The organism is Streptomyces sp. AF1A, assembly GCF_047340315.1.
Lineage (GTDB): Bacteria > Actinomycetota > Actinomycetes > Streptomycetales > Streptomycetaceae > Streptomyces.
This window is the reverse complement of the sequence record NZ_JBLEBI010000075.1, coordinates 1-22603: the sequence shown is the minus strand read 5'-3', so window position 1 is coordinate 22603 and position 22603 is coordinate 1. Positions and strand designations below refer to the sequence as shown.

The 22603-nt window shown below is 73.1% G+C and carries 19 protein-coding genes, 1 pseudogene and 1 riboswitch; of the genes and pseudogenes, 9 read left to right on the top strand and 11 right to left on the bottom strand.

Translation table 11 applies throughout. The annotated features are described in order from the left end of the window. The first annotated feature begins 182 nt into the window (after positions 1-182). A riboswitch (cyclic di-AMP (ydaO/yuaA leader) is annotated at positions 183-353 on the top strand. Positions 354-360: 7 nt separating this feature from the next. Both ACLU3S_RS20610 and ACLU3S_RS20605 read left to right on the top strand, forming a co-directional pair. Then, positions 361-1797 carry an NlpC/P60 family protein gene (locus tag ACLU3S_RS20610; protein WP_413953376.1) on the top strand — a complete coding sequence of 479 codons (1437 nt, stop codon included), beginning with the start codon at positions 361-363 and terminating at the stop codon, positions 1795-1797. A gap of 106 nt (positions 1798-1903) precedes the next feature. After that, a complete protein-coding gene (locus tag ACLU3S_RS20605; protein WP_413953375.1) occupies positions 1904-2896 on the top strand; it encodes a tellurite resistance/C4-dicarboxylate transporter family protein in 993 nt (330 codons plus the stop codon). Here ACLU3S_RS20605 and ACLU3S_RS20600 read toward each other — a convergent pair. Beyond that, the gene (locus ACLU3S_RS20600) at positions 2874-3227 is read right to left on the bottom strand and encodes a hypothetical protein (protein ID WP_413953374.1); all 354 of its coding nucleotides are present in this window, start codon (positions 3225-3227) and stop codon (positions 2874-2876) included. The genes ACLU3S_RS20605 and ACLU3S_RS20600 overlap by 23 nt on opposite strands. Positions 3228-3796: 569 nt before the next feature. Between ACLU3S_RS20600 and ACLU3S_RS20595 the strand changes: the two genes are divergently transcribed. Then, positions 3797-4849 (top strand): NlpC/P60 family protein, encoded by a 1053-nt coding sequence (locus ACLU3S_RS20595; RefSeq protein ID WP_413953383.1) that lies wholly within the window; start codon positions 3797-3799, stop codon positions 4847-4849. An 18-nt stretch (positions 4850-4867) separates the two neighbouring features. Here ACLU3S_RS20595 and ACLU3S_RS20590 read toward each other — a convergent pair whose 3' ends face one another. Together ACLU3S_RS20590 and ACLU3S_RS20585 are read right to left on the bottom strand one after the other, a co-directional pair. Next, complete coding sequence (locus ACLU3S_RS20590; RefSeq protein ID WP_413953373.1) at positions 4868-5581, bottom strand: LuxR C-terminal-related transcriptional regulator; 714 nt, start codon at positions 5579-5581, stop codon at positions 4868-4870. After that, a complete protein-coding gene (locus ACLU3S_RS20585; RefSeq protein ID WP_413953372.1) occupies positions 5578-6903 on the bottom strand; it encodes a PspC domain-containing protein in 1326 nt (441 codons plus the stop codon). Before ACLU3S_RS20585 ends, ACLU3S_RS20590 begins: the two co-directional genes overlap by 4 nt. 194 nt (positions 6904-7097) lie before the next feature. Here ACLU3S_RS20585 and ACLU3S_RS20580 point away from each other — a divergent pair, with 194 nt between their 5' ends. Further along, positions 7098-8639 (top strand): PspC domain-containing protein, encoded by a 1542-nt coding sequence (locus ACLU3S_RS20580; RefSeq protein ID WP_413953371.1) that lies wholly within the window; start codon positions 7098-7100, stop codon positions 8637-8639. Further along, positions 8626-8835, top strand: a complete 210-nt coding sequence (locus ACLU3S_RS20575) for a hypothetical protein (RefSeq protein WP_413953370.1) — start codon at positions 8626-8628, stop codon at positions 8833-8835. The genes ACLU3S_RS20580 and ACLU3S_RS20575 overlap by 14 nt, the downstream gene beginning before the upstream one ends. Positions 8836-8849: 14 nt before the next feature. On the opposite strand, the gene ACLU3S_RS20570 is transcribed toward ACLU3S_RS20575, so the two are convergent. Then, positions 8850-9380: a DoxX family membrane protein gene (locus ACLU3S_RS20570; protein WP_413953369.1), complete on the bottom strand. Its 531-nt coding sequence runs from the start codon at positions 9378-9380 to the stop codon at positions 8850-8852. A 170-nt stretch (positions 9381-9550) separates the two neighbouring features. Further along, positions 9551-10831, bottom strand: a complete 1281-nt coding sequence (locus ACLU3S_RS20565) for a hypothetical protein (RefSeq protein ID WP_413953382.1) — start codon at positions 10829-10831, stop codon at positions 9551-9553. A gap of 187 nt (positions 10832-11018) precedes the next feature. Here ACLU3S_RS20565 and ACLU3S_RS20560 point away from each other — a divergent pair, with 187 nt between their 5' ends. Beyond that, entirely contained in the window at positions 11019-11894 is an 876-nt protein-coding gene (locus ACLU3S_RS20560; protein WP_413953368.1) for a DUF4429 domain-containing protein, read from the top strand. Here ACLU3S_RS20560 and ACLU3S_RS20555 read toward each other — a convergent pair. Further along, complete coding sequence (locus tag ACLU3S_RS20555) at positions 11887-12681, bottom strand: class II aldolase/adducin family protein (RefSeq protein ID WP_413953367.1); 795 nt, start codon at positions 12679-12681, stop codon at positions 11887-11889. The genes ACLU3S_RS20560 and ACLU3S_RS20555 overlap by 8 nt on opposite strands. A 140-nt stretch (positions 12682-12821) precedes the next feature. Here ACLU3S_RS20555 and ACLU3S_RS20550 point away from each other — a divergent pair, with 140 nt between their 5' ends. Further along, the gene (locus ACLU3S_RS20550; RefSeq protein WP_413953366.1) at positions 12822-13289 is read left to right on the top strand and encodes a pyridoxamine 5'-phosphate oxidase family protein; all 468 of its coding nucleotides are present in this window, start codon (positions 12822-12824) and stop codon (positions 13287-13289) included. 14 nt (positions 13290-13303) lie between these two features. On the opposite strand, the gene guaA is transcribed toward ACLU3S_RS20550, so the two are convergent. Next, complete coding sequence (gene guaA, locus ACLU3S_RS20545) at positions 13304-14884, bottom strand: glutamine-hydrolyzing GMP synthase (RefSeq protein WP_413953365.1); 1581 nt, start codon at positions 14882-14884, stop codon at positions 13304-13306. Between the two features lie 289 nt (positions 14885-15173). Here guaA and ACLU3S_RS20540 point away from each other — a divergent pair, with 289 nt between their 5' ends. Together ACLU3S_RS20540 and ACLU3S_RS20535 are read left to right on the top strand one after the other, a co-directional pair. Next, on the top strand, positions 15174-15434 hold the full coding sequence (locus ACLU3S_RS20540; RefSeq protein WP_413953364.1) for a chorismate mutase: 261 nt from the start codon (positions 15174-15176) through the stop codon (positions 15432-15434). Between the two features lie 664 nt (positions 15435-16098). Next, positions 16099-17154, top strand: a complete 1056-nt coding sequence (locus ACLU3S_RS20535) for a hypothetical protein (protein WP_413953363.1) — start codon at positions 16099-16101, stop codon at positions 17152-17154. Between the two features lie 179 nt (positions 17155-17333). Here the strand turns inward: ACLU3S_RS20535 and ACLU3S_RS20530 are convergent, their stop codons facing one another. The 4 genes and pseudogenes from ACLU3S_RS20530 to ACLU3S_RS20515 all read right to left on the bottom strand — a co-directional run. Next, positions 17334-19139 (bottom strand): GMC family oxidoreductase N-terminal domain-containing protein, encoded by a 1806-nt coding sequence (locus ACLU3S_RS20530; protein WP_413953362.1) that lies wholly within the window; start codon positions 19137-19139, stop codon positions 17334-17336. A 69-nt stretch (positions 19140-19208) separates the two neighbouring features. After that, positions 19209-20822, bottom strand: coding sequence for a succinic semialdehyde dehydrogenase (locus tag ACLU3S_RS20525; RefSeq protein WP_413953361.1), 1614 nt, complete (start codon positions 20820-20822; stop codon positions 19209-19211). A 136-nt stretch (positions 20823-20958) separates the two neighbouring features. Continuing rightward, entirely contained in the window at positions 20959-21987 is a 1029-nt protein-coding gene (locus tag ACLU3S_RS20520) for a serine/threonine-protein kinase (RefSeq protein WP_413953360.1), read from the bottom strand. Positions 21988-22030: 43 nt separating this feature from the next. Continuing rightward, a pseudogene (locus ACLU3S_RS20515) lies at positions 22031-22603 on the bottom strand (serine/threonine protein kinase); the annotation flags it as partial.

The following is a 22603-nucleotide window of genomic DNA, read 5'->3' as shown; positions in this document are numbered from 1 at the left end:
CGCGCGGAGGGCGTCGTTCCACTCCTCACCCTGCGGAAGCGCCTGGTCACGTGCGCGTGAATCCGCCCTCAGGTCACGGAAATGTATCGGACATACCGCACACCAACCTTCACAGGAGACACACGAGTTGGCTAGGTTTCCGTCAGGCCGCGCGCTCCCTCTCCGGTGAACCTCGCCGGGTCGAGCGGCCTCCGCCGAGTCCGGTGCACCCGCACGGTGCCCGGAGCCGGGGACCCACCGATCCTGGGGTGAATCGGCCGACTCCCGCCCGGGACGACGCCGTAGGGCAACCCTTCCGAAGCATCCGCCCGAACCCGACAGCTAACCCGGTAGGCGGCACGTTGGAAGGAGTCGCCTCCCTTGGCGTCGCACCGCAAGCCGCGCCCCGCCGGGACCCAGGGCGCGGGCATCCGCACCCCCGCCCTCGCCACCGCCGCACTGACCTCGGTGGCCCTGCTCCCCCAGACCGCCGAGGCCGCCCCCGCCACCGGGCACGGCCGGCCCACCCTGGAGGAGATCGAGAAGAAGATCGACGATCTCTACCGCCGGGCGGAGTCGGCGACGGAGAAGGAGGCGGAGGAGACCGCGGGCAGGCAGCGCGGGCGGGCAGGTGTCCTCCGGGAGGAGGTCACCCGGCGCGCGGGCCGGCTCGGCAGACCGCGCGACGAGCCCGACGCGCTCCCGGAGGCCGCGCACGACTACTTCGACCCGAGCCGGGTGATGGACCGGCTCGCCTCCCGCGTGAAGAGCGCGGTCGAGCGCCAGCAGGCCACCAGGGGCCCGCGGACTGCCGTACGGGCCGCCCCGAACCGGGCCGCTGACGGTGCTGACGGTGTTTCCGGCCCTGCTCCGGCCCCGGCACCCGCCCGGGCTCCCCTGCCGTCGCAACGCCGGGCCGCCGCGGGGCCGCAGCCCCAGGCCGCGGCTGGGATGCGCCCCATGGCCACGACGGAGGCGCCGCTCCACGCCCCGCCCGCGGCACAGCCCACGATCCTGGCCGAGGCACAGCCCCACACGCCGGTCACGGCGCGGCTCATGGCCCCGGCCGAGGCACAGCCCCACACCCCAGCGACGGCGCGCATGGCCCCCGCCGAATCGGAACACCGCATCACGACCACGGCGCGCATGGCCCCCGCCGAGACGGAACACCGCATCCCGAGCGCGGTGCGCATGGCCCCGGTCGAGGCGGAACACCGCGCTCCGGGCTCGGCCGTGCACCGGATGCCGGCCGCGTCGCCCGTCGGGACGCGGGCCGAGTCGCCGTCCGACCCGAGGGCCGCGAAGGCCGCCGTCCAGAAAAAGCTCGCCACCGCGCGCGTGCTGCTGTCTCAGCTGACGGCGCCGGAGAAGCCACGCACCGCCGCCGTCCAGCGAAGCGGGCAGCGGGAGGCCGCGGCGATGGGTGCGGCGGTGAGTCCGGCGGCAGGCTCCTCGAGCGTCACCCGGGCCGAGAAGGCCGTCGCCTTCGCCCGCGCCCAGATCGGCAAGCCGTGCGTGTGGGGCGCCAGCGGCCCCGGCTCCTACGACTGCTCGGGCCTGACCCAGGCCGCGTGGAAGTCCGCCGGCGTCTCCCTGCCGCGCAGCACCTGCGACCAGGCCGGCGCCGGCAGTGCGGTCCCGCTGGCCGAGGCCCGCCCCGGCGATCTGATCTTCTTCCACGACGACCTCGGGCACGTCGGCCTCTGCACCGGCGACGGCATGATGATCCACGCCCCCGGCCCGGGCGCGTACGTCCGCGAGGAGTCCGTCCACCACGGCGGCGACTCGGTCGTCCGCAGCGTGGTGCGGCCGGCCTGAGCGAGCGGGCGCCGCCCGGGGTCTCTCCCGGGATGCGGGTGTTTTTCGCCCCCACGCGCGCGTGCCCCGCGCCCCGGGCTCCGTGCCACTGCCTAGCATCGGGCGCATGCCCGGCATCCCAGGTCTGCGTGCGTGGTGGGCGGACCGGCCACCGGCCGCCGGTGCCGCCGTGATGGCGACCGGCATCGTGTCGGTCAGCCTGCATCTGGCGGGCTACGAGACGGTCTCCCGGGCGGCGCTGGCACTGACGGTGGTCGGCTGGATCGCGCTGGGCGCCGACTTCGTGCTGCGTCTGGCCGTCGACCGGCGGCGCTGGGTGGACGATGCCCGGAGCCCCGGGTCGCTCACCGCCGTCGCCGCGACCGCCGTCCTGGGCACGAGGCTGTCGGCGCTCGGACAGCAGACCCTGGCCGAGGCGCTGCTGGCGCTCGCGGCGCTGCTCTGGCCGGTGCTGCTCCTGCTCGTCGTACGGCACTGGGGGCGGCGCATGCCCGGCGCGGTGTTCCTGGGTTGTGTGGCCACACAGGGGCCGGCCGTACTGGCGGCCACGCTGGCCGCGGCCACGCGCACACCGTGGCTCGCGCACACGGCCCTCGTGGTGTTCTGGCTGGGTCTGGTGCTCTACGCCGTCGCGCTGGCCCGCTTCGACGCGCGACAGGTGCTGGTGGGCGCCGGGGACCACTGGATCGCGGGCGGGGCGCTCGCCATCTCGGCGCTGGCCGGCGCCAGACTGCTCGTGGCCGGGGATGCCGGCATGTACCTCTGGGACGGCGACGACCGTCACGTGCTGCGCGTCGTGACGGTCGCGCTGCTCGTCCTGGACCTGGCCTGGTGTCTGGTCCTGCTGGCCGCCGAGGTCGCACGGCCGCGGCTCGGCTACGACCTGCGCCGGTGGTCGATGGTCTTCCCGCTGGGGATGACGGCGGCGGCGACGCTGTCCGTCGCGACCGCCGTGGGCGTCCCGTGGCTCCACGGGCCGGGACGCGTGCTGACCTGGGTGGCGGTGGGGGCGTGGCTGTGGGTCGCCGCCGGTGCGCTCGGCGCCCACGCCGGGGCGGTCAAGGGGGCGACGAGCGTCAGGTCCACAGCACGGCGATGAACACGTTCACCGCGGTCAGCGCCCCGACCAGCCCGAACTGCGCCTTGTCGACGCGCTCCTCGTCGCGCTTGACGTAGACCAGGCCGAGGATCACGATCAGCAGCGCCAGCTTCAGGCCGATCTTGATCGTGTTGACGTGGTGGTCGCCGGCCTCGTTGAGCCCGACCAGGACCACGCCGGTGACCAGCATGGTCAGTGCGCCGTGCAGCATTGCGGGGACGAAGCGGGCCGTGCCCTGGCCCATCGCCTTCATCTGGGTGAGGAAACCGCCGAGCAGCGCGGCGATGCCGAGGATGTGCAGGCCGACGAAGAGATGGATGAGTACGTCCATGGGGCCGGAGCCTAATTCGTCGCCCACAGCCCTGGAGACGGCAGGGTGCCGTTCCCGGGACCTTGGCGTGGTGGAGCCGCGGCACCGGGCCGTGGCCGCCGGCCGGCGCACGGCGACCCGTCAGCGCATGCCGGGACTCCCGCCACCGTCCCGGGGACGACGTCCGGGAGCCCCCAGCCGGGCCACCCTGAGGACGCCGACCGCGCTGGGGCCGGTCTTGCATATATGCGACCCATAGCACCCCACCGCTCCCGCCCGTCCCGCTTTCCGCGCTTCGGTCACCACGCTGCGTGAAGGGGACGACTCCGGACCGCGCAGGCGGTCACATACGGCCACGATCCGATCCGTCGGGCACCAGTTCCGTACACCGCGTTACCTGTCCGTCACCGTCGGGCCTAGCGTCCTCCCCCAGGTGACCGGCTCCCCACCGCCGCCCGGGCCAGGGGCGGCCGTCGGCCACCTCCGCCGAGAAAGGCCCGGCGGTGGCCCGTTCCCCCTGTGCGGGCCACCGCCGGGCGTACCGACCGCACCCGGTCGTACGAGTCGCACGGAAGGACGTGACCGCCCAGGTGGCAGCGCACCGCAAGCCCCGGCAACGCACGCTCAGCGGCCATACCGCCCGGGCGGCCGCCACCCTCGCCCTGGCGGGTGCGGCCACCGCGACGGGCTTCGACGGGACGGGCCACGCCGAGCCGCAGCTGACGCCGGGGCAGGTGAAGGCCAAGGTCGACCGGCTGTACCAGGAGGCCGAGACCGCCACGGAGAAGTACGACGGGGCCAAGGAGAAGGCGGACGCGGCGCAGCGGCGGCTGAACTCCCTGCGCGACGAGGCCGCCCGCAAGCAGCGGAAGCTCAACTCCGCCCGGGACGCGCTCGGTTCGATCGCGGCCGCGCAGTACCGCGACGGCGGCATCGACCCCGCCTGGCAGCTCGCCCTGTCCAGCGACCCGGACCGGTACCTGGACGACGCGCAGTTCGCGGAGCGGGCCGGCGACCGGCAGGCCGCCGCCGTGTCCCAGGTGCGCCGACAACTGCAGGACATCGAGCGGTTGCGCGGCGCCGCCCAGGCGGAGCTGAAGTCGCTGCGGTCACGACAGGACGAGCTGCGACGGCAGAAGAAGATCATCACCGGCAAGCTGAGCGAGGCCCGGCAGTTGCTGGCGCGGCTCAGCCCCGAGGAGCGCAGCCGGCTCACCGGTGCCGACCCGGGACGGGCCTCCCGGTCGGGCGCCGGCACCCGGCAGTCGCTGGCCGGATCCGTCGCCGCTCCGAACGCCCGCGCGGCGGCGGCCCTCGCCTACGCCTACGCCAAGCTGGGCAGCCCCTACGTGTGGGGCGCGACCGGCCCCGACGCCTTCGACTGCTCGGGCCTGGTCCAGGCCGCCTACCGCTCCGCCGGGATCTCCCTGCCCCGCACCACCTACGCCCAGATCGACGCCGGCCGGCGCGTCTCCCGCTCCGAGCTCGAGCCGGGCGACCTGGTGTTCTTCTACTCCGGCGTCAGCCATGTCGGCATCTACATCGGCAACGGCCGGATGATCCACGCCCCGAACCCCTCGGCACCGGTGCGCGTGGCACCGATCGACGAGATGCCGTTCGCGGGCGCGACCCGGGTGGCGTGAGGCCCCGCCCCCCGGGTGTCAGACCAGTCGGCGCGCGGTCGCCCAGCGGGTCAGCTCGTGCCGGTTGGACAGCTGGAGCTTGCGCAGTACCGCCGAGACATGGGACTCGACCGTCTTCACCGAGATGTACAGCTGCTTGGCGATCTCCTTGTAGGCGTAGCCGCGCGCGATCAGGCGCAGCACCTCGCGCTCGCGCTGGGTGAGGCGGTCCAGATCCTCGTCGACGGGCGGGGCGTCGGTGGAGGCGAAGGCGTCGAGCACGAACCCGGCCAGCCGCGGGGAGAACACCGCGTCGCCGTCCTGGACCCGGAAGATGGAGTCGACCAGGTCGGCCCCGGTGATGGTCTTGGTGACATAGCCGCGGGCGCCGCCGCGGATCACGCCGATCACGTCCTCCGCCGCGTCCGACACGGACAGCGCGAGGAAGCGGACGGGCCGCTCGGCGTCCGCCATCAACGCCGCGCACCGGCGCAGCACCTCCACCCCGCCGCCGCCGGGCAGATGAACGTCGAGCAGGACCACCTCGGGCCGGGTCGCGGTGATGACCGTGACCGCCTGGTCGACGTCCGCGGCCTCGCCGACCACCTCGACGCCGGTCTCCGCGGTCTGGCCGATCTCCGCCTGGACGCCGGTGCGGAACATCCGGTGGTCGTCCACGAGCACCACCCGTACGTGCCGCCCGGCCGCCTCCCCCGCTCCCGGCGTGCCGTTCGCCTCGGTCGCGTCGCTCATGCCGTCTTCTCCGCCCTCTCCATCTCCAGCTCGACCTCCGTGCCGCCGCCCGGCACCGCCCGCAGCCGGGCCGTACCGCCGTTGCGCTCCATACGGCCGATGATCGATTCTCTGACACCCATGCGGTCGGCGGGTATCGCGTCGAGGTCGAAGCCCGGACCGCGGTCGCGCACGGACACGAAGACCGTCCTCCCCTCGACTTCGGCGTAGACCTGTACGGCACCGCCCTCGCCACCGTACTTGGCCGCGTTCACCATCGCCTCGCGCGCGGCCTGCATCTGCGCCCCGGTTCTCTCGTCGAGCGCGCAGTCGCCCACGACGACGACCTCAATGGGTACACCGTGCTTGTCCTCGACCTCGGCGGCGTTGCGCCGCACCGCCTCGGCGACCGTGTCCGGCTCGTCGGCCTCGTCCTTGCCGGTGCCCTCCGGCTTGTACAGCCAGGTGCGCAGGTCCCGCTCCTGGGCGCGGGCGAGGCGGCGGACCTCGCTCGCGTTGTCGGCGTTGCGCTGGATCAGGGTGAGGGTGTGCAGCACGGAGTCGTGGACGTGCGCGGCGACCTCGGCTCGCTCCTGGGCGCGGATGCGCATCAGGCGCTCCTCGGACAGGTCCTGGGTCATCCGGACCAGATAGGGACCTGCGAGCAGCGTGATACCGACGAGGACGGCGAGCGCCGCCTGCAGGACGGCGCCGAGGTGGGCGGCCGAGCCCTGCAGGACGAAAATGGCCGAGACGCCGGCCGTGACCAGCACGACACCGCCGGCCGCCCGCAGCAGGGTCAGGGTGCGGCGCCGGCGGCCCACCTCGACCCAGCGGGCCCGGCGGGCGTTGTCCGCCTGGCGCCAGACGAGGGCGACGCCGGCCGCGACGAGCACGGCGGGCACCAGATACGCCTTGGCCGCGCTGGTCAGGTTGACGCTGCCCACGAAGACCATGGACACGATGACCATGAGGAGCAGGGCGACGATCTGCCCGCGGTCCGGTTTGCGGGTCACGAGTCGGCGGCGACCGCCCGGCGCGGTCTCCGTGGCGACCAGCGGCGGCTTGTGATCGCCGACGCCACCGACGCCGAGCGGGACGAAGAACCAGAACGCCGCGTACAGCAGCGCGCCGAGTCCGTTGGCCATGAACAGGCCGACGAACGCGAGCCGGACCCAGATGACGGGCAGCCCGAGATGCCCGGCGAGACCCCGCGCCACCCCGCCGAGCCAGCGTCCGTCGCTGCTGCGGTAGAGCTTGCGCGGCGGCCGCGGGTCGTCGAGGGGCGCGCTTGCGGCTTCCGGCATGGCATCGATGGTCACACGGGCCGCGGGCCGGGGCATCAGGGTCGGGCCCGGAGACTCCCCTGATCTTCCGCGGGGCCCGTCGGCCGGACCGGCTCCCGGCCCGGTGCGTGCCGGTCTGTGCCCATCCGTGCCGCTCGAACGGTTCCCCGGCCCGCGTCAGGGCCGATTTCAGGGTTCGCCCAGGGTCGTCCCGACTGCCGTCGCGGCGGCCCGCCCGTCACCATGGACGCATGACGGATCACGAGCACGCCGCGACGGGTCCGGGACCCGGCCCCGGCCCGCGCCCGGACCCGGGCGCCGGGCCGCCGGATGCCGCGCCCGCCGCGACGGGAGGGACGAGAGCGGCCGGCGACGCCACCGACCCCCGCGCCGGAGGCACCGACGGCCCCCGAAGCACCGGCGGCCCTCGCGCGGACGCGGACGCAGGTGCAGGCGCCGGCACCCGCGCCGACGGGCAGGAGCAGGAGCCGGACACCGCCGCGGCCCCCGACCGGTTCCGGCGCGACCGCCGGCACAAGATGATCGCGGGCGTGTGCGCGGGGCTCGGGCGGCAGACCGACATGGATCCGGTGATCTTCCGGATCACCCTGGCCGTGCTGTCCGCGACCGGAGGCATCGGCCTCCTGTTCTACGGCTTCGTCTGGCTGCTGGTGCCGTACGAGGACGACGAGGAGAACGAGGTACGCAAGCTCCTGACCGGCCGGGTCGACGGCGAGGCGCTGGCCGCCGTGCTGTTCGCGCTGGTCGGCTGCGGAATCCTGCTCACCATGCTGAGGAACGGCGCGGTGCTGGCCTTCGCCGTGGTGCTCTCCCTGCTGCTCGCGGGCGCCGGGTACTGGTCGAGACACCGGGGTGCCCCCGACCCCGACCCGCTGGCCGCGCAGGCCGCCGCCGACGCCCCGCCGGAGGCGCAGGCGCCGCCGGTCGTCACCACCTACCCGTCCTGGTGGCGGGACCCGATCGTCAAGGACGGCACCCACGTCGGCGGGACGGGCTATCTGTGGGGGCCCGGCGACGCGCACGAGCGGGACCTCCTCTCGGCCGTGGACGTCCGCCTGGCCACCCCGTGGACCCACCCCGGTTCCGCGCGGGCGCCGCAACCCGCGCCCCCGAGGCCGCGCGGGCCGCGCTGGATCGGCGGCTGGGTGTTCCTGCTGGCGCTGCTGGCGGGCGGCCTGGGCACCGGGCTGACCTGGCACACGCATCCGCTGGGCAGCAGCCTGCAGGCCGGCCTCGCCTGCACGCTGGCCGTCTTCGGCCTGGGCCTCGCGGTCAGCGCCTTCCTGGGCCGTACCGGCGCCGGGACGGTGTTCCTGGCGATCGTCACGGCGGCGCTGCTGGCCGGGGCGACGGCCGTGCCCCGGGACATCACCACCCACTGGAGGGACACGGCCTGGACACCGGCCGCGACGGCGGACGTGAGACCCAGGTACGAGCTGGGGACCGGGCGCGGCACGCTCGACCTCAGCCGGGTGCGCCCGGGCAAGGGGCGGACGGTCGCCACGGACGCCCACGTCGGTGCGGGGCAGTTGAAGGTGATCGTGCCGGCCGATGCCACGGTGCGCATGAACATAGCCGTCGGCCTGGGCGACATCCGGCTGCCGGGGCAGGGCGGGCCTGACGAGCAAAACGGGAAGGACGTGGACGTGCAGCCGGGCAGGCACAAGGACGTGACACTGGCGCCGGTCAAGGGCGGCAAGGAGACCGGCACCCTGGACCTCACGCTCGGTGTCGGTGTGGGAGAGGTGGAGGTCAGCCGTGCTGCGTCATGAGTTCCAGCCCGGGAAGCTGGTCGCGGGGCTGTTCCTCACCGCCACCGGCGCCGTGTTCGCCGGGGACGCGGCAGGGCTGTGGGACACGCCGTGGTTCGCCGTTGTCCCGTTGGTGGTGGGCGGCCTGTGCCTGGCCGGCCTCACGGCCACCGTCACCCGGCGCATACGCGCACGGGGCGGCGGCGCGAGGAGTTAGCGGAAGCCGAGGGGTCAGTGGAAGCCACCGGCGCGCTGCCGTCGGTGGGCACGCCAGGCCGCATCCACGGAGAGGTAGGGGGCGCCCGCGAGGATCAGTGGCAGCCAGGCCATCAGGTAGGCGAGGTCGTTGCCGTAGTAGTAGGGGGTGGTCGCCCAGCTCACGGTCAGCCACAGGCTGAGTGAGATCAGCGCCCCGCCGAGAGCGGCCAGCCGGCCGAGCAGCCCCAGCAGGGTGGCGATGCCGACGGCCAGCTCCCCGAAGGCGATGGCGTAGCCGAAGCCGACCGGGCTCTTCAGGGCCATGTCGATCAGGGCGGGCACCGCGGCGGAGCCGCGGGCCGAGCGCATGGTCTCGCCGATCGAGCCCGCGCCGGCGGCCTTCATGAACGCGCTGTCGGTGAGTTTGTCCAGGCCGGCGTAGATGAAGGTGACCCCGAGGAAGATGCGCAGCGGCAGCAGCGCGTAGTGGGTGGCGGTGTCCCGCCAGTCGCGGCGGCCGCTCATTCGGGTGATCTGCGTTTCCGTCCGGATACCATGAGTCATCGCTGTCAGCCGCCTCTCACCGCCGTGGCCTGTGGCCCCTTTTTGACGATACGTATGACAGGGAGAGACAGTTCAATCCTCACCCGAGATTTTTCCCGGTTTTCGTACCCCCGTGCGGATTACGGCGTGCGGCGGCCCCCCGTCGCCCCGTCCGGGACGACGACCGTGCACTACTCCGTGACCTGCACCGTGTACCGGTTGGTGGGCACGCCCGCCGCCGTCACCACCTGGACCTCCACCGCGCCGGGCTCCACGTCGGCCGGCACGGGCACGGTGAGGACGCCGTCCGTGGGGTTGCGGAAGCCGCCGGTGACGGGGACCAGCGGCACGTGGACGTCGACCGCGCCGATGCGGACGACCGTGCGGGACAGCCACTCGGCGGCCTGCGCGCCGGGCGGCACAAAGCCGGTGCCGCGGATCTCGATGTCGTCGCCGGTGCGGATCGGCCCGTCCAGATCGCCGATGTCGCGGGCGCGGACCACGGAGAGGATGGCGGGGCGGCCGCCCTCGGCGTACTTGCCGGCCAGGTAGGTCGCGGCCGAGATCAGCACGACGACCGCGAGCCCCCAGGGCAGGTCGGGCAGTTGGTCGGGGCGGCGCGCGAGGCGTACGGCGGCGAACGCCAGGGCGACGGCGCTGATGGCGACGTACTGGATGTCGGCGAAGGCGCCCCGGCCGGAGTCGTCGGTGAGCAGGTCGGCGACGCGCGGCCGGTGGGCCGGCACCTTCTGCAGCCGCTGGGCGAGGATGCGCACGCTCACCACCCGGCGGACCAGCACGGCGATGCCGCACACCACGGCGAGGACGGTCACCACGCCCGCCCCGCGCGCCAGACCGAGGCCCGAGATCAGCGCGTCCCGCTCGGCATGGCCGGAGGCGGCGGCCAGCCGGACCGCCAGCAGCAGGACGGCGTAGCCGAGGAACAGCACCCAGCCGGCGGCGACGGTACGGGAGGTGGACATCCGCTGGTCCTCGCCGATCACCGGGGCGAGCGCCCCGCCGCGCTCCCGGTGGAACCGGCAGGCGGCGGTCAGCGCACCGGCGACGACGAGCGCGGCGAGCAGGCCGGCGGTGCGGGCGGCGGTCCAGCCGGCGCCGATCGCGGTGAGCGCCTCGGCGAGCAGCAGCACGACGACGGCGCCCCACACCCCGTACAGGGTCCGCAGCCACAGCCGGGCGAGCCACACCTCGCCCTCGGCGCGGCCGCGTTCGGCGACGGCCTCCGCCCGCTGGGTCAGTTCCTCGGAGACCCACTGGCGCGACGCCGAGGCCGAGTGCGCCACGGCCGCCGGCAGCCCCTGCCCGGCCGCGAACTCGTCGCGCCGGCGCAGGAACGCGGCGACGGCCCGCCGGTGCCCCTCCCGGGCGCCGTGCGGGCAGTCCCCGCAGGCGCAGCCGCCCTCGTGGTCCCCCTCGGCACCCGTGCCCCCTCTCGCCTCCTGCACCGCCACGCCCGAGCCCGCCTTCCACGACATCGCGGCACGGCCGCCGGCCCGTCGGTGAGCCGTCCCCTCGCCGTGCAACTGCCCTGTGTCGACTGCGAATTGTGCCGTACGGCGGGCGGTCCGATGCGGCCGGTCCGGGTCACGGCGGGTGAAGTACGGGCCGCCGTGTTGACCCGGCTGGGAGAATTTCCCCATGGCCGAGATCATCCAGCGGGACGGGACCTGGGCCTTCGACGGGAGCACGATCCGGATCACCCCCGGGCTGCACCGCTCCGTGCCGCTGCTCCGGCAGACGTACGGGGAGATCTCCGTGCCCCTGGAGGCCGTCTCGGGGGTCGGCTACGAACCCGAGCGCAGGCGCGGCCGGCTGCGGCTGCGGCTGCGGGAGGGCGCCGACCCGCTGCTGCAGGCCACGGGCGGCCGGCTGCCGGACGCGGCCGATCCCTACCGGCTGGCGGTGGACGCGGACCGCGGCGGGGTCGCGGAGTACGTCGCCGAGGAGATCCGGCAGGCGCTGCTCCTCGACCAGGTGCCCAAGGAGGCCACGAGCGGCTATCTGCTGCCGGGCCCGCCGGTGCCGGTGTCGGTGCGGTCCTCCGACGGCACGGTCTCCTTCGACGGCGCGCAGGTCCGCATCGACTGGGCCGACACCTCCGACCGGGTCAAGCGCGCGACCGGCCCGCGGATCATCGGGCTCGGCGATGTGGTGCAGGTGGAGTGGCTGCCCAACTCCGGTCACGAGGACGGCTTCCTGCGGTTCGTGACCCGGGAGACGGTGTTCTCCAAGCTGCCTCCCGAGCGGGACCCCTACGCCCTGGACCTGTGGGGCAGTGTGCGGCGCGACCTGCTGACCGCGCTGGTCGCGGCGGCGGTCACCGCCCGGCTGCCGCATCCCTCCACGCGCACGGGCGACCGGGTCCGGCAGCGGACCGCCCGGCCGGCGCAGGCCGACCACCACGACGTACTGCTGCGCCGGCTGCGCGAGCTGGGGGAGCTGCACCGGGACGGGGTGCTCACGGACGAGGAGTTCGCGATGACCAAGGCGGCGGTGCTCAGGGGATTCAGCTGAGCAGGTCCGGCTCGCTGCGGCTGATGTCCTGCCACAGCGGCTGGTAGTTGATCCAGGCCACCAGGTCGCCGCCGAGCTGCTCGCGGGTGGCGACGGCGAGCTTGTGGTCGATCAGCACCGGGCGGCCGGCCGCCCGCGCCAGCAGCTGCACCTGGCAGGACCGCTCCATGGACAGGAACCACCAGGCCGCCGCGTCCACCGAGTCCCCGACGGTGAGCAGCCCGTGGTTGCGCAGCACGAGCGCCTTGCGGGAGCCGAGGGCGGCGGCGATCCGGCGGCCCTCCTCGGCGTCGACGGCGACGCCGCTGTAGGCGTCGTAGAGCGCCACGTCCTCGTAGAAGGCGCAGCTCTCCTGGGTGATGGGTTCGATCAGCTCGCCGAGCGCGGCGAGGGCGCGGCCGTGCACGGAGTGGCAGTGGGCCACGGCGACGACGTCCGGGCGGGCGGCGTGGACCTGGGCGTGCACGGTGAAGGCGGCCTGGTTGACGTGGTAGCGGCCCTCGACGACCTGCCCGTCCTGGTTGACCAGGACGAGGTCGCCCACGGTGACGTGCTTGAACGGCATGCCGAACGGGTTGACCCAGAAGCAGTCGGTGAACTCCGGGTCGCGGGCGGTGATGTGCCCGGAGACGCCGTCCTCGAACCCGTTCCGCCCGAAGATCCGCAAAGCGCCGGCGAGCCGTTCCTTGCGGTGCCGGCGCTCGCCGTCGACCGAGTCGTGCATCGGCGGCATGGCGAACTGCAGCTGGTCGGTGGGCAGCGGCATCGGCGGGGTGGGCCCGGTCATAGGTCCTCCAGCGCTGGTGGTGCGGTACGGCCGGGAAGTTACCGCCGGTCGGCGCAAAAGGGCAGAGGTGTTCTGTAAAGATGGCGCGCAGGCTGGAAAGGCGACAGAAGATGTCGGGATTGGGCGGAACAGTGGCCGGCATGAACTGGGATGCCTTCACCGCGGCCGAACCCGCATTCGCCAGGATCGTCGAACAGCGCTTCGGCGCCTTCCGCCACCACGTTCTCGCCACCCTGCGCAGGGACGGCTCCCCGCGCACCTCCGGGCTGGAGGCGGACTTCCGCGGCGGCGAGCTCTGGCTCGGCATGATGCCGGACTCGCTCAAGGCCCGCGACCTGCTGCGCGACCCGCGCTTCTCGCTGCAGGCCAACCCGGGCGAGGGCACCGGCATGGCCGGCGGCGACGTACGGATCGGCGGGCGGGCGTACGAGGTCCCGGAGGGCGCGGCCAAGGCCGCGTACGCGGAAGAGGTGGAACCGCCGCAGCCGTTCCACCTCTTCCGCACCGAGCTGACGGAGGTCGTACGGACCCACGTCGAGGACGACACCTATCTGGTCGTCGAGGTCTGGCAGCCCGGTCGGCGCCTGCGCACCATCAGGCGCAGGTAGGGATCACTCCCGGATCACTCCCACTCGATGGTGCCCGGCGGCTTCGAGGTCACGTCGAGGACGACCCGGTTGACGTCCCGCACCTCATTGGTGATGCGGGTCGAGATGCGGGCGAGGACGTCGTAGGGCAGCCGGGACCAGTCGGCGGTCATCGCGTCCTCGGAGGACACCGGGCGCAGCACGACGGGGTGGCCGTAGGTGCGGCCGTCGCCCTGGACGCCGACGGAGCGCACGTCGGCGAGCAGCACCACCGGGCACTGCCAGATGTCGCGGTCGAGGCCGGCCGCGGTCAGTTCCTCGCGGGCGATGGCGTCGGCCTCGCGCAGCAGGTCCAGGCGCTCCTTGGTGACCTCGCCGACGATGCGGATGCCGAGGCCGGGGCCGGGGAACGGCTGGCGCTGGACGATCTCCTCCGGCAGGCCCAGCTCCTGGCCGACCATGCGGACCTCGTCCTTGAACAGCTTGCGCAGCGGCTCGATCAGCTTGAACTCGAGGTCCTCGGGCAGGCCGCCGACGTTGTGGTGCGACTTGATGTTGGCGGTGCCGGTGCCGCCGCCGGACTCGACGACGTCCGGGTAGAGCGTGCCCTGGACCAGGAACTCCACGGCCGGGCCCTCGTCCGCGATGATCTCGGCCTGGGCCTGCTCGAAGACCCGGATGAACTCGCGGCCGATGATCTTCCGCTTCTCCTCGGGGTCGCTGACCCCGGCGAGCGCCTTCAGGAAGCGCTCCTCGGCGTCGACGACCTTCAGCTGCACGCCGGTGGCCGCGACGAAGTCCTTCTCGACCTGCTCGGTCTCGCCCTTGCGCATCAGGCCGTGGTCGACGTACACGCAGGTCAGCTGGGATCCGATGGCCTTCTGCACCAGGGCGGCGGCCACCGCGGAGTCGACGCCGCCGGACAGGCCGCAGATGGCGCGCTTGTCGCCGACCAGCGCGCGGATGGCCTCGACCTGCTCCTCGATGACGTTGCCCGTGGTCCAGTTCGGCTCCAGGCCGGCGCCGCGGTACAGGAAGTGCTCCAGCACCTGCTGGCCGTGCGTGGAGTGCATGACCTCGGGGTGGTACTGGACGCCGTAGAGCTTCTTGTCGTCGTTCTCGAAGGCGGCGACCGGGACGACGTCCGTGGAGGCCGTGACGGTGAAGCCCTCGGGGGCGGCGGAGCAGGCGTCGCCGTGCGACATCCACACCGACTGCTCGGCCGGGGTGCCCTCGAAGAGGGTGGAGGACGCCTTGGAGACGTGCAGCGGCGTACGGCCGTACTCGCGGGCGCCGCTGTTGTCCACGGTGCCGCCGAGGACCTGGGCCATCAGCTGGAAGCCGTAGCACATGCCGAAGACGGGGACGCCGGACTCGAAGAGCTCGCGGTCGAGGCGGGGCGCGCCCTCCTCGTACACCGACGAGGGGCCGCCGGAGAGGATGATCGCCGCGGGGTTCTTGGCGAGCATCTCCCGGACCGGCATGGTGCTCGGCACGATCTCGCTGTAGACCCGCGCCTCGCGGACACGACGGGCGATGAGCTGGGCGTACTGCGCGCCGAAGTCGACGACCAGGACGGTGTCCGGATTGGCGGCGGTGGAAGTCGCTGATGACACGGGGGGGCCTTCTGGTGGTCGGGCGGGGGCCTGTGCTACCGAGTCTAACGGCGCGGGCGGGGCGCCCTCCCCCGAAGCCCGCCGTGGCATACTGGGGGCATGCTCCAGCACGCGACCTCCGTCTTTACCTATGGCATCCGGCCCGCCGGCTGCCATGGTCGTGCTGCTTGAGCCAACGCCAAGCGACTTCCCAGGCGCCCCGGGCCGACAAGGCCCGGGGCGCCTGTCGTTTCCCGGGTCCTGTCGCTTCGGGGCGTCCCTGAACCGTCACCGATCAGGAGCCCCGCACATGACCACCACCAGCACCCCGGAAGCGACCATCGCCGAGGCCCGCGAGCGCATCGACGCGCTCGACGACCGGATCATCGGTCTCGTCCAGGAGCGGATGGCCGTCTCCGCCGTGGTCCAGCAGACCCGTATCGCCGCCGGCGGCCGGCGGGTCAGCCTGTCCCGCGAGATGGAGATCCTCGGGCGCTACCGCGACGCGCTCGGCAAGCCCGGCACCGCCCTCGGCATGACCCTGCTCGACCTGTGCCGGGGTCGCATCTGAGTTCGGCCCCGCTCTCACCCGTACGGCGCGTGACCGGCCCGCGCACGCCTCGTTGAGCGGGGTGTCCGTGCCAGCCAGGGGCGGGCCCGACAGAACCACGCGTGGCTCGCTGGAGCGATGAGGCGTACGGGTCGTGCCGTGCGCCGTGGGACCTCGCTCCAGGGAAGTGACCGGACGGCAGGGGACAGCAGCCCGGTCACCCAAGAGAACGGTCGGCTCCGGGGACGCCCGGGGCCGACCGGCGGAAAATTGCAAATATGCACCAGTGCCGGGTCAAACGGTTGCGGATGCCCTGCCCATCCAGCACGATGCGTACAAGCCAAGTCCCCTCGCAGGCAACGGCATTGCTGACCGCCGTGCGTCAGAGGCCGAGCCCACCCGAACCAGCGGCGCAACCCCCCGGCGCCGCCCCCGGCACCGGCGCTGCCCTGACGTCGGTGCTGACGAAAGGAAGGGCCCCGCGGCCTCACTCCCGCGGGGCCCTTCGCCGTGCCCCGGGCACATGACCGGCGTCATGCCGGAAGTTGCGTGAGCGCAAGCACAACCCTTTCCGCAGGCAACGGGTCTCCCTTACGCAACCACCGGCCACGCCCGCGCCCCACACGCGGAGGCCTCCGCCCCGCGCTGCGGCGCCGCAGCGCGCGACCCCTATGAGGTCTTCAAGATGAAGCTTCGCCGCGCCATGGTCACCGCGGCCGCGACGGCTGCCATGGCCCCGCTCGCCCTGCTCGCCGCCCCGGCCGCGTTCGCCGAGGACTCGCCGGGCACCTCCGTGAGCAGCCCCGCCACCGACGAGAGCACGCCCGCGGACGACACCGCCACCACGCCCGAGAACAGCGACACGACCTCACCGGAGACCACTGCCTCGGACTCGGCCTCCCCCTCCGACTCCGCCTCCGCCTCGGCTTCCGAGTCCGCCTCGGCCTCCGCTTCCGCCTCGCCGAGCGACAGCGCGAGCGCGTCGGCGTCGTCCTCGCCCACCGACAGCGCCACGCCGACCGCCGAGCCCAGCGACTGCCCGGTCGGCGACGACATGGTCGACCCCGACTCCCAACTGAGCATCTCCGTCTCGGGCCTGCCCGGCAAGATCGTCGCCGGCAGCGGCTGGCACACCTTCACGATGACGGCGGCCAACCACAGCGACCAGTCCCTCGGCACCGTCCAGTGGCTCGCGACCGTGGACAACTACGCGATGAGCGACGACGAGAAGGACTGGCTGAGCACCTACGCCAAGCTCGAGTACTTCGACCCGCAGACGAAGGCCTGGCAGTCCATGGCCGACGAGGTCGGCAACGGCCTCTACTTCGGCGAGACGTCGCTCGGCCCGAAGGAGACGGTCGCCATCAAGCTGCGCGTCGACATCACCGCCAAGGCCCCCGCGGGCGACGGCTTCAGCATGGGCATCGGCGGGTACGTCGACGAGGAGAAGAACTGCGTGCACAGCGCGTTCGGCTTCTACGAGTTCACCGTGCTCAAGCCCGGCAGCAGCAACCCGGACCCGGGCGAGGCCAAGCCGGGCAAGGGCACGAAGCCGGCCGGCGGCAAGGAGCCGCAGGGCGGCGCCACCGAACTGGAGCCCACCGGCTCCCTCGCGCACACCGGCTCCTCCTCGGCGCTGCCGGTGATCGGGCTGGTCGGCGGTGCGGCCGTCGTCGTCGGCGCCGGTGCCGTGTTCGTCGTGCGTCGCCGCAACGGCTCCGGTTCGGGCGCGGCCGCATAACGTGGCCCACGTCACACACGATTCCGGCCGGGTCGGGGCAACCCTTCGCGGTCCTCGCTGATCAAACCTGCTGCCGGATCAACAAGCAGTGAGAGGGACCTGCCTTCGGAGGGGGAGGCAGGTCCCTCTTCACTGTCTCGGGGCCAGGGACGCCTCGGCATCCCCGGCCGCAGGGCCGCTCAGTTCTTCGGCGGGACCGTCGGTATCCCGAGGAACGGCAGCCGCAGCGCGCCGAACGCCTCGGCCGGGACCACCGGGGCCTGCGGCTCCACCGGCTTCAGCCGCTCGTACGCCGCACCCGGCGCCGGCCGCGGGTCCTCCTCCCCCTTGTTCGGCCAGAAGGACATCGCCCGCTCGGCCTGCGCCGTGATGGTCAGCGACGGGTTGACGCCCAGGTTCGCCGAGACCGCGGCGCCGTCGACGACCGAGATGCCCGGGTGGCCGTAGAGCCGGTGGTACGGGTCGATCACGCCCGTCTCGGCGGAGTCGCCGATGGGGCAGCCGCCGAGGAAGTGCGCGGTGAGCGGGGTGCCCATCAGCTCACCGACGTTGCTGCCGGGGAAGCCGTTGATCTCGGCGGCGAGCGCGGAGGCGGCCTCCGTGGCGGCCCTGATCTGCTTGGGGTTCGGCGAGCCGTGCCCCTGACGGGCGGTGAGCAGGCCCTTGCCGACACCGCCCGGCTTCAGGTACGTCGTCAGCGAGTTGTCCAGCGACTGCATGACCAGCCCGATGATGGTCCGCTCCGACCAGCGCCGGTTCGACAGGGAGCGCAGGACGAGCAGGGGGTGCCGGGCCGCGTTCGCCAGCCAGGCCAGCGCCCGCGAGGAGCCCTCGGCGTACGGGACCTGGAGGATCGACAGGCCGCCCATCGAGTTGGATCCCTTGCCGTAGCGGACCGGCTCGATGTGGGTGTTCTCGTCGGGGTGGATGGAGGACGTGATGGCGACACCGCGCGTGAAGTCGGCCTTCGGCTCGCCGGTCGCCTTGCGGTAACGGCGGTTGTCGGTCTGCGCGCCGACCAGCGCCTCGGAGTTGGTCCGGGTCAGGTCGCCCAGCCGGTCCGACAGGTACGGCAGCTGGCCGCCCGCTTTCATGCGGTGCAGCAGGGTCTGCGTGCCGTAGGTGCCGGCCGCGAGGACGACCCTGCGCGCGGTGAGGACCCGGCCCTCGCCCTTCTTCTTCCGGTCCGTCGGCAGGGTCGCCACCGCGTACCCGCCACGGGAGTCGTCGGTGACGGACACCACCGTCGTCATGGGGTGGACGACCGCGCCGGCCTTCTCCGCGAGGTACAGGTAGTTCTCGTTGAGGGTGTTCTTCGCGCCGTGCCGGCAGCCGGTCATGCACTCGCCGCACTCGGTGCAGGCGTTGCGGGCGGGGCCGGCGCCACCGAAGTAGGGGTCGCTCACCTGCTCGCCGGGCCTGGCCCGCGCCGTGCCGTCGGCGTCCTTGCCGTCACCGAAGAAGACGCCCACCGGGGCGAGGTGGAAGGTGTCGCCGACGCCCATCCGCTCGGCCGCCGCCTTCAGGTGCACGTCGGAGGGGGTCATCGTGGGGTTGAGCCGCACGCCGAGCATGCGCTGGGCCTGGTCGTAGTACGGCTTCAGCTCCTCCTGCCAGTCGGTGATGTCCCGCCACTGCGGGTCCTCGAAGAACGGCTTCGGCGGCACGTAGAGCGTGTTGGCGTAGTTGAGCGAGCCGCCGCCGACCCCGGCGCCGGCCAGGACCATCACGTTGCCCAGCAGATGGATGCGCTGGATGCCGAACATGCCGAGCTTCGGGGCCCAGAGGTAGTTCCTCAGGTCCCAGGAGTTCTTGGGCAGGGTGTCGCGGGTGAAGCGGCGCCCCGCTTCCAGCACGCCCACCCGGTAGCCCTTCTCGGTCAGGCGCAGGGCGGACACCGAGCCGCCGAACCCCGAACCGACCACGATGACGTCGTAGTCGTACCCGTCCTCGTCCCGGGTCTGGACAGACTTCTCCTGCGACACGTGCTCTCCTCGTCGAGAACGGGTTTCAACGGGTGTTGACGGGTGTTGGCGAACGCCGCTCGAAGCGGACTAGCGGAACCGGAATGCCTTCATGACCCGAAGGCTCGTGCTCATGAAGCGGGCGTAGGCCTCGTCCGTCATGCCCAGGGAGGGCGCCATGGGCAGCAGCCGCTGCTGGGCGACGGTCTGGGCCTCGGTGTACTTGAGGATGCCCTCGGAGCCGTGGCGGCGGCCGAGGCCGGAGTCCTTCATGCCGCCCATCGGGGACTGGACGCTGCCGTAGGCGGGCGCGTAGCCCTCGTTCACGTTGACCGTGCCGGTGCGCAGGCGGGCGGCGACGTCCCGGCCGCGGCGGGCGTTCTGCGTCCAGACGGAGGCGTTGAGGCCGTACGGCGTGGCGTTGGCGCGCTCGACGGCCTCGTCGTCGGTCTTGAACCGGTAGACCGAGACGACCGGGCCGAAGGTCTCCTCCTCGCACACCGCCATGGACTCCTCGACGCCGTCGAGGATGGTGGGCTCGAAGTAGTAGGGGCCGATGTCGGGGCGGGCCACACCGCCCGCGACCACCTTCGCCCCCTTGGCGACGGCCTCCTGCACATGCCGCTCGACGGTCTTCAGCTGGCGCTCGCCGACCAGCGAGCCCATCTCGGCGCCGTAGGCGAGGGAGTTGCCGAGCCGCATGGCCTTGGTACGGGCGGCGAAGCGCTCCAGGAAGGCGTCGGCGACGGCCTCGTGGACGAACAGGCGCTCGATGGAGATGCAGAGCTGTCCGGCGGAGGAGAAGCAGGCGCGTACGGCGCCGGCGGCGGCCTTCTCGATGTCGGCGTCGTCCAGCACCAGCATGGCGTTCTTGCCGCCGAGTTCGAGGGAGACGCCGACCAGGCGGGCCGCCGCTCCCTGCGCGACCTCGCGCCCTGTGCGGGTGGAGCCGGTGAAGGAGACGTAGTCGGCGTGCTTGACCAGTTCGGGGCCGACGACCGGGCCGTCGCCGAGGACGACCTGGAAGACCCCCTCGGGCAGCCCGGCCTCGATCAGCAGGTCGCGCGCCCACAGCGCGGTCAGGCAGGTCTCGGTGTCCGGCTTCATCACGACCGCGTTGCCCGCGGCGAAGGCGGGCAGCGCGTCGCCGACGGACAGCTCCAGCGGGTAGTTCCAGGGGGCTATCTGGCCCACGACCCCGCGCGGGTGCCGCAGCTCGGTGACCTTCGTCAGGGTCGGCATGGCGCCCGCGTGCCGCTTGGGCCGGAGGTAGGCGGCGGCCCGGCGGCCGTAGTGGCGGGCGGCGACGGCGACGGCCTGCACCTCCTCGTGCGCGTGCAGCCGGGCCTTGCCGGTCTCCAGCTGGATCAGGTCGAGCACCTCGGCCTGGCGCTGGAGCACCAGGTCGTGGAAGCGCAGCAGGACGGCGGCCCGCTGCCGCACCGGGGTCCTCTCCCACACGGCCTGTGCGGCGCGGGCCGCCTCGAAGGCCTTCAGCACGTCCTCGGGGGTGGACTCGGGCAGGTCGGCCAGCTTCTCGCCGGTGAACGGCGTGTGGTTGGCCGTGCGACCGGAGCCGACGACACCCTTGGTGAGCTGGGCCACCAGTTCCGGGGTGACCACGTCGGCGGCGGTGCGGGCGCCCTCGGGGGCGGGCGCGATGGGGTTGGTACCGGCCATGTCCGGGGCCTGCGTGTCCGTCATGACGCGCAGGGTATGCCTCGCCAGGGGCTTTGTGTACCCGTCGGTAACGGGGATTCACGGACTGCTCACATACTGCCAGTGATCACTGGCAGCAAACACGCTGATCAGCGCGTTGACGCCCCACCAAGCCGGCCGATCACTCGGCTCCCGCTTTTCTCGCGAGCGGCAGCCCGAGCGCGGTGCGCGGGGTGCGGCGGCGCTCCGGAACAGGGGTCGGCGTGGACGTGGGGGTCGGCGTGGGCGAAGGGGTCGATGTCGGCTCCGGCGTAGGAGTCGATGTCGGCGTCGGCGTCGGCGTAGGAGTCGATGTCGGCTCCGGCGTCGGCGTCGGCATAGGGGTCGATGTCGGCGTGGGCGTAGGGGTCGACGTCGGCTCCGGCGTCGGCAAAGGGGGCGGCGTCGGCGGCGCCCCTTCCGTTGTGCCGGTCAGCCCGAGGTAAGCGCGCAGCGCGGCCTCGACGTGCTCGGCCGGCGGCCGGGCCTCCGGCTCCTGGGCGTGCAGCCGGTCCAGCAGCGGGCCCAGCGGGCCGGGGTCCGTGTCCCCGAGGACGGCGCGGAGCAGGGCGCCCAGGGACCACAGGTCGGAGGCCGGCCCGGCGCCGGGTCCGGCCGTCCGCTCGGGGGCGGCGAACCCGGTGGGCGACTGTTCCGCCCGACCGTCACCGATGCCGAAGTCGGTGACCACGACCCGCCCGGTCTCCCGTTCCAGCAGGACGTTGGCCGGCTTCAGATCCCGGTGCACGATGCCGACGGCGTGGGCGGTGCGCAGCGCACCGAGGACGGCGAGCCCGACGCGGGCGGCCTCGGCCGGTGGCACGGGCCCGCGGCGCAGCACCTCGCGCAGGGACTCGCCCTCCACCAACTCCATGACGACCCAAGGGACCCCGGCGTCGGTGACGACGTCGTACACCCTGACGGCGGAGGGGTGCCGCACCCGGGTGGCGGCGCGGGCCTCCCGGTAGAGCCGGTGGGCGAGGCGCCGGCTGTCCTCGTCCTCGGCCGGATCTCCGGGCAGCAACGGCTCCTTGACGGCGACCTGACGCCGTCCCTGTTCGTCCCGGGCACGCCAGACGGTCCCGGCGGGGCCGGTCCCGAGGCGCTCGGCCAGCCGGTAGCGACCACCGATCACACGTGCGTCGGGCGGGCGTTCGCCGTCTTCGGTCATGTCACATGAGTACCGTGCGCACCACGCGCTTGTCGAAGGGGCATCAGAGCTTCGTGAGCGCCAGGTTGGCGATCGCGGCCTTCGCCACCTGCCGGCCGCGAGCCGTGAAGTCGCCCTTGGACGGGTAGCCGACGGTGAGCCGGTACAGGTCGCCGGCGCCCGTCCGGTAGTAGAAGATCTGCAGTTCGCGCGGGCGGGGGTTGTCGCTGTCGTCGGTGATGTAGTCGACGGTGTTCCGCGCGGCCTGCCTGCCGTGGTACGTGGCGGTGTCGTCCGGGTGGGTCTTCGCGCCCTTGGGCATGTGGAGGGTGTACTCGCCCTCGCTGCGGAACTTCTCGTCGTCGGCGTACATCTGGGACCGCGCGCTGTTCTTGATCTGGTGCAGCGAGTCCTCCGACTTCCGGGACAGCTCCAGCGTGATCCAGACGGCGCCGCTCCAGTCGCCGTACGTCACCCAGTTCTTGTCGGTGTCGTTCTTGCCGGGCCGGGTCACCTGGTAGTCGGCGGGGACGGCGAGGGTCGCGCCCAGCTTGGGGACCGCGCGTTTCGCCCAGCCTGCGGGCAGGGGTCCGGCGAACGGGTCGGCCAGGACGAGGTACGCCGCCACCGCGGCGGC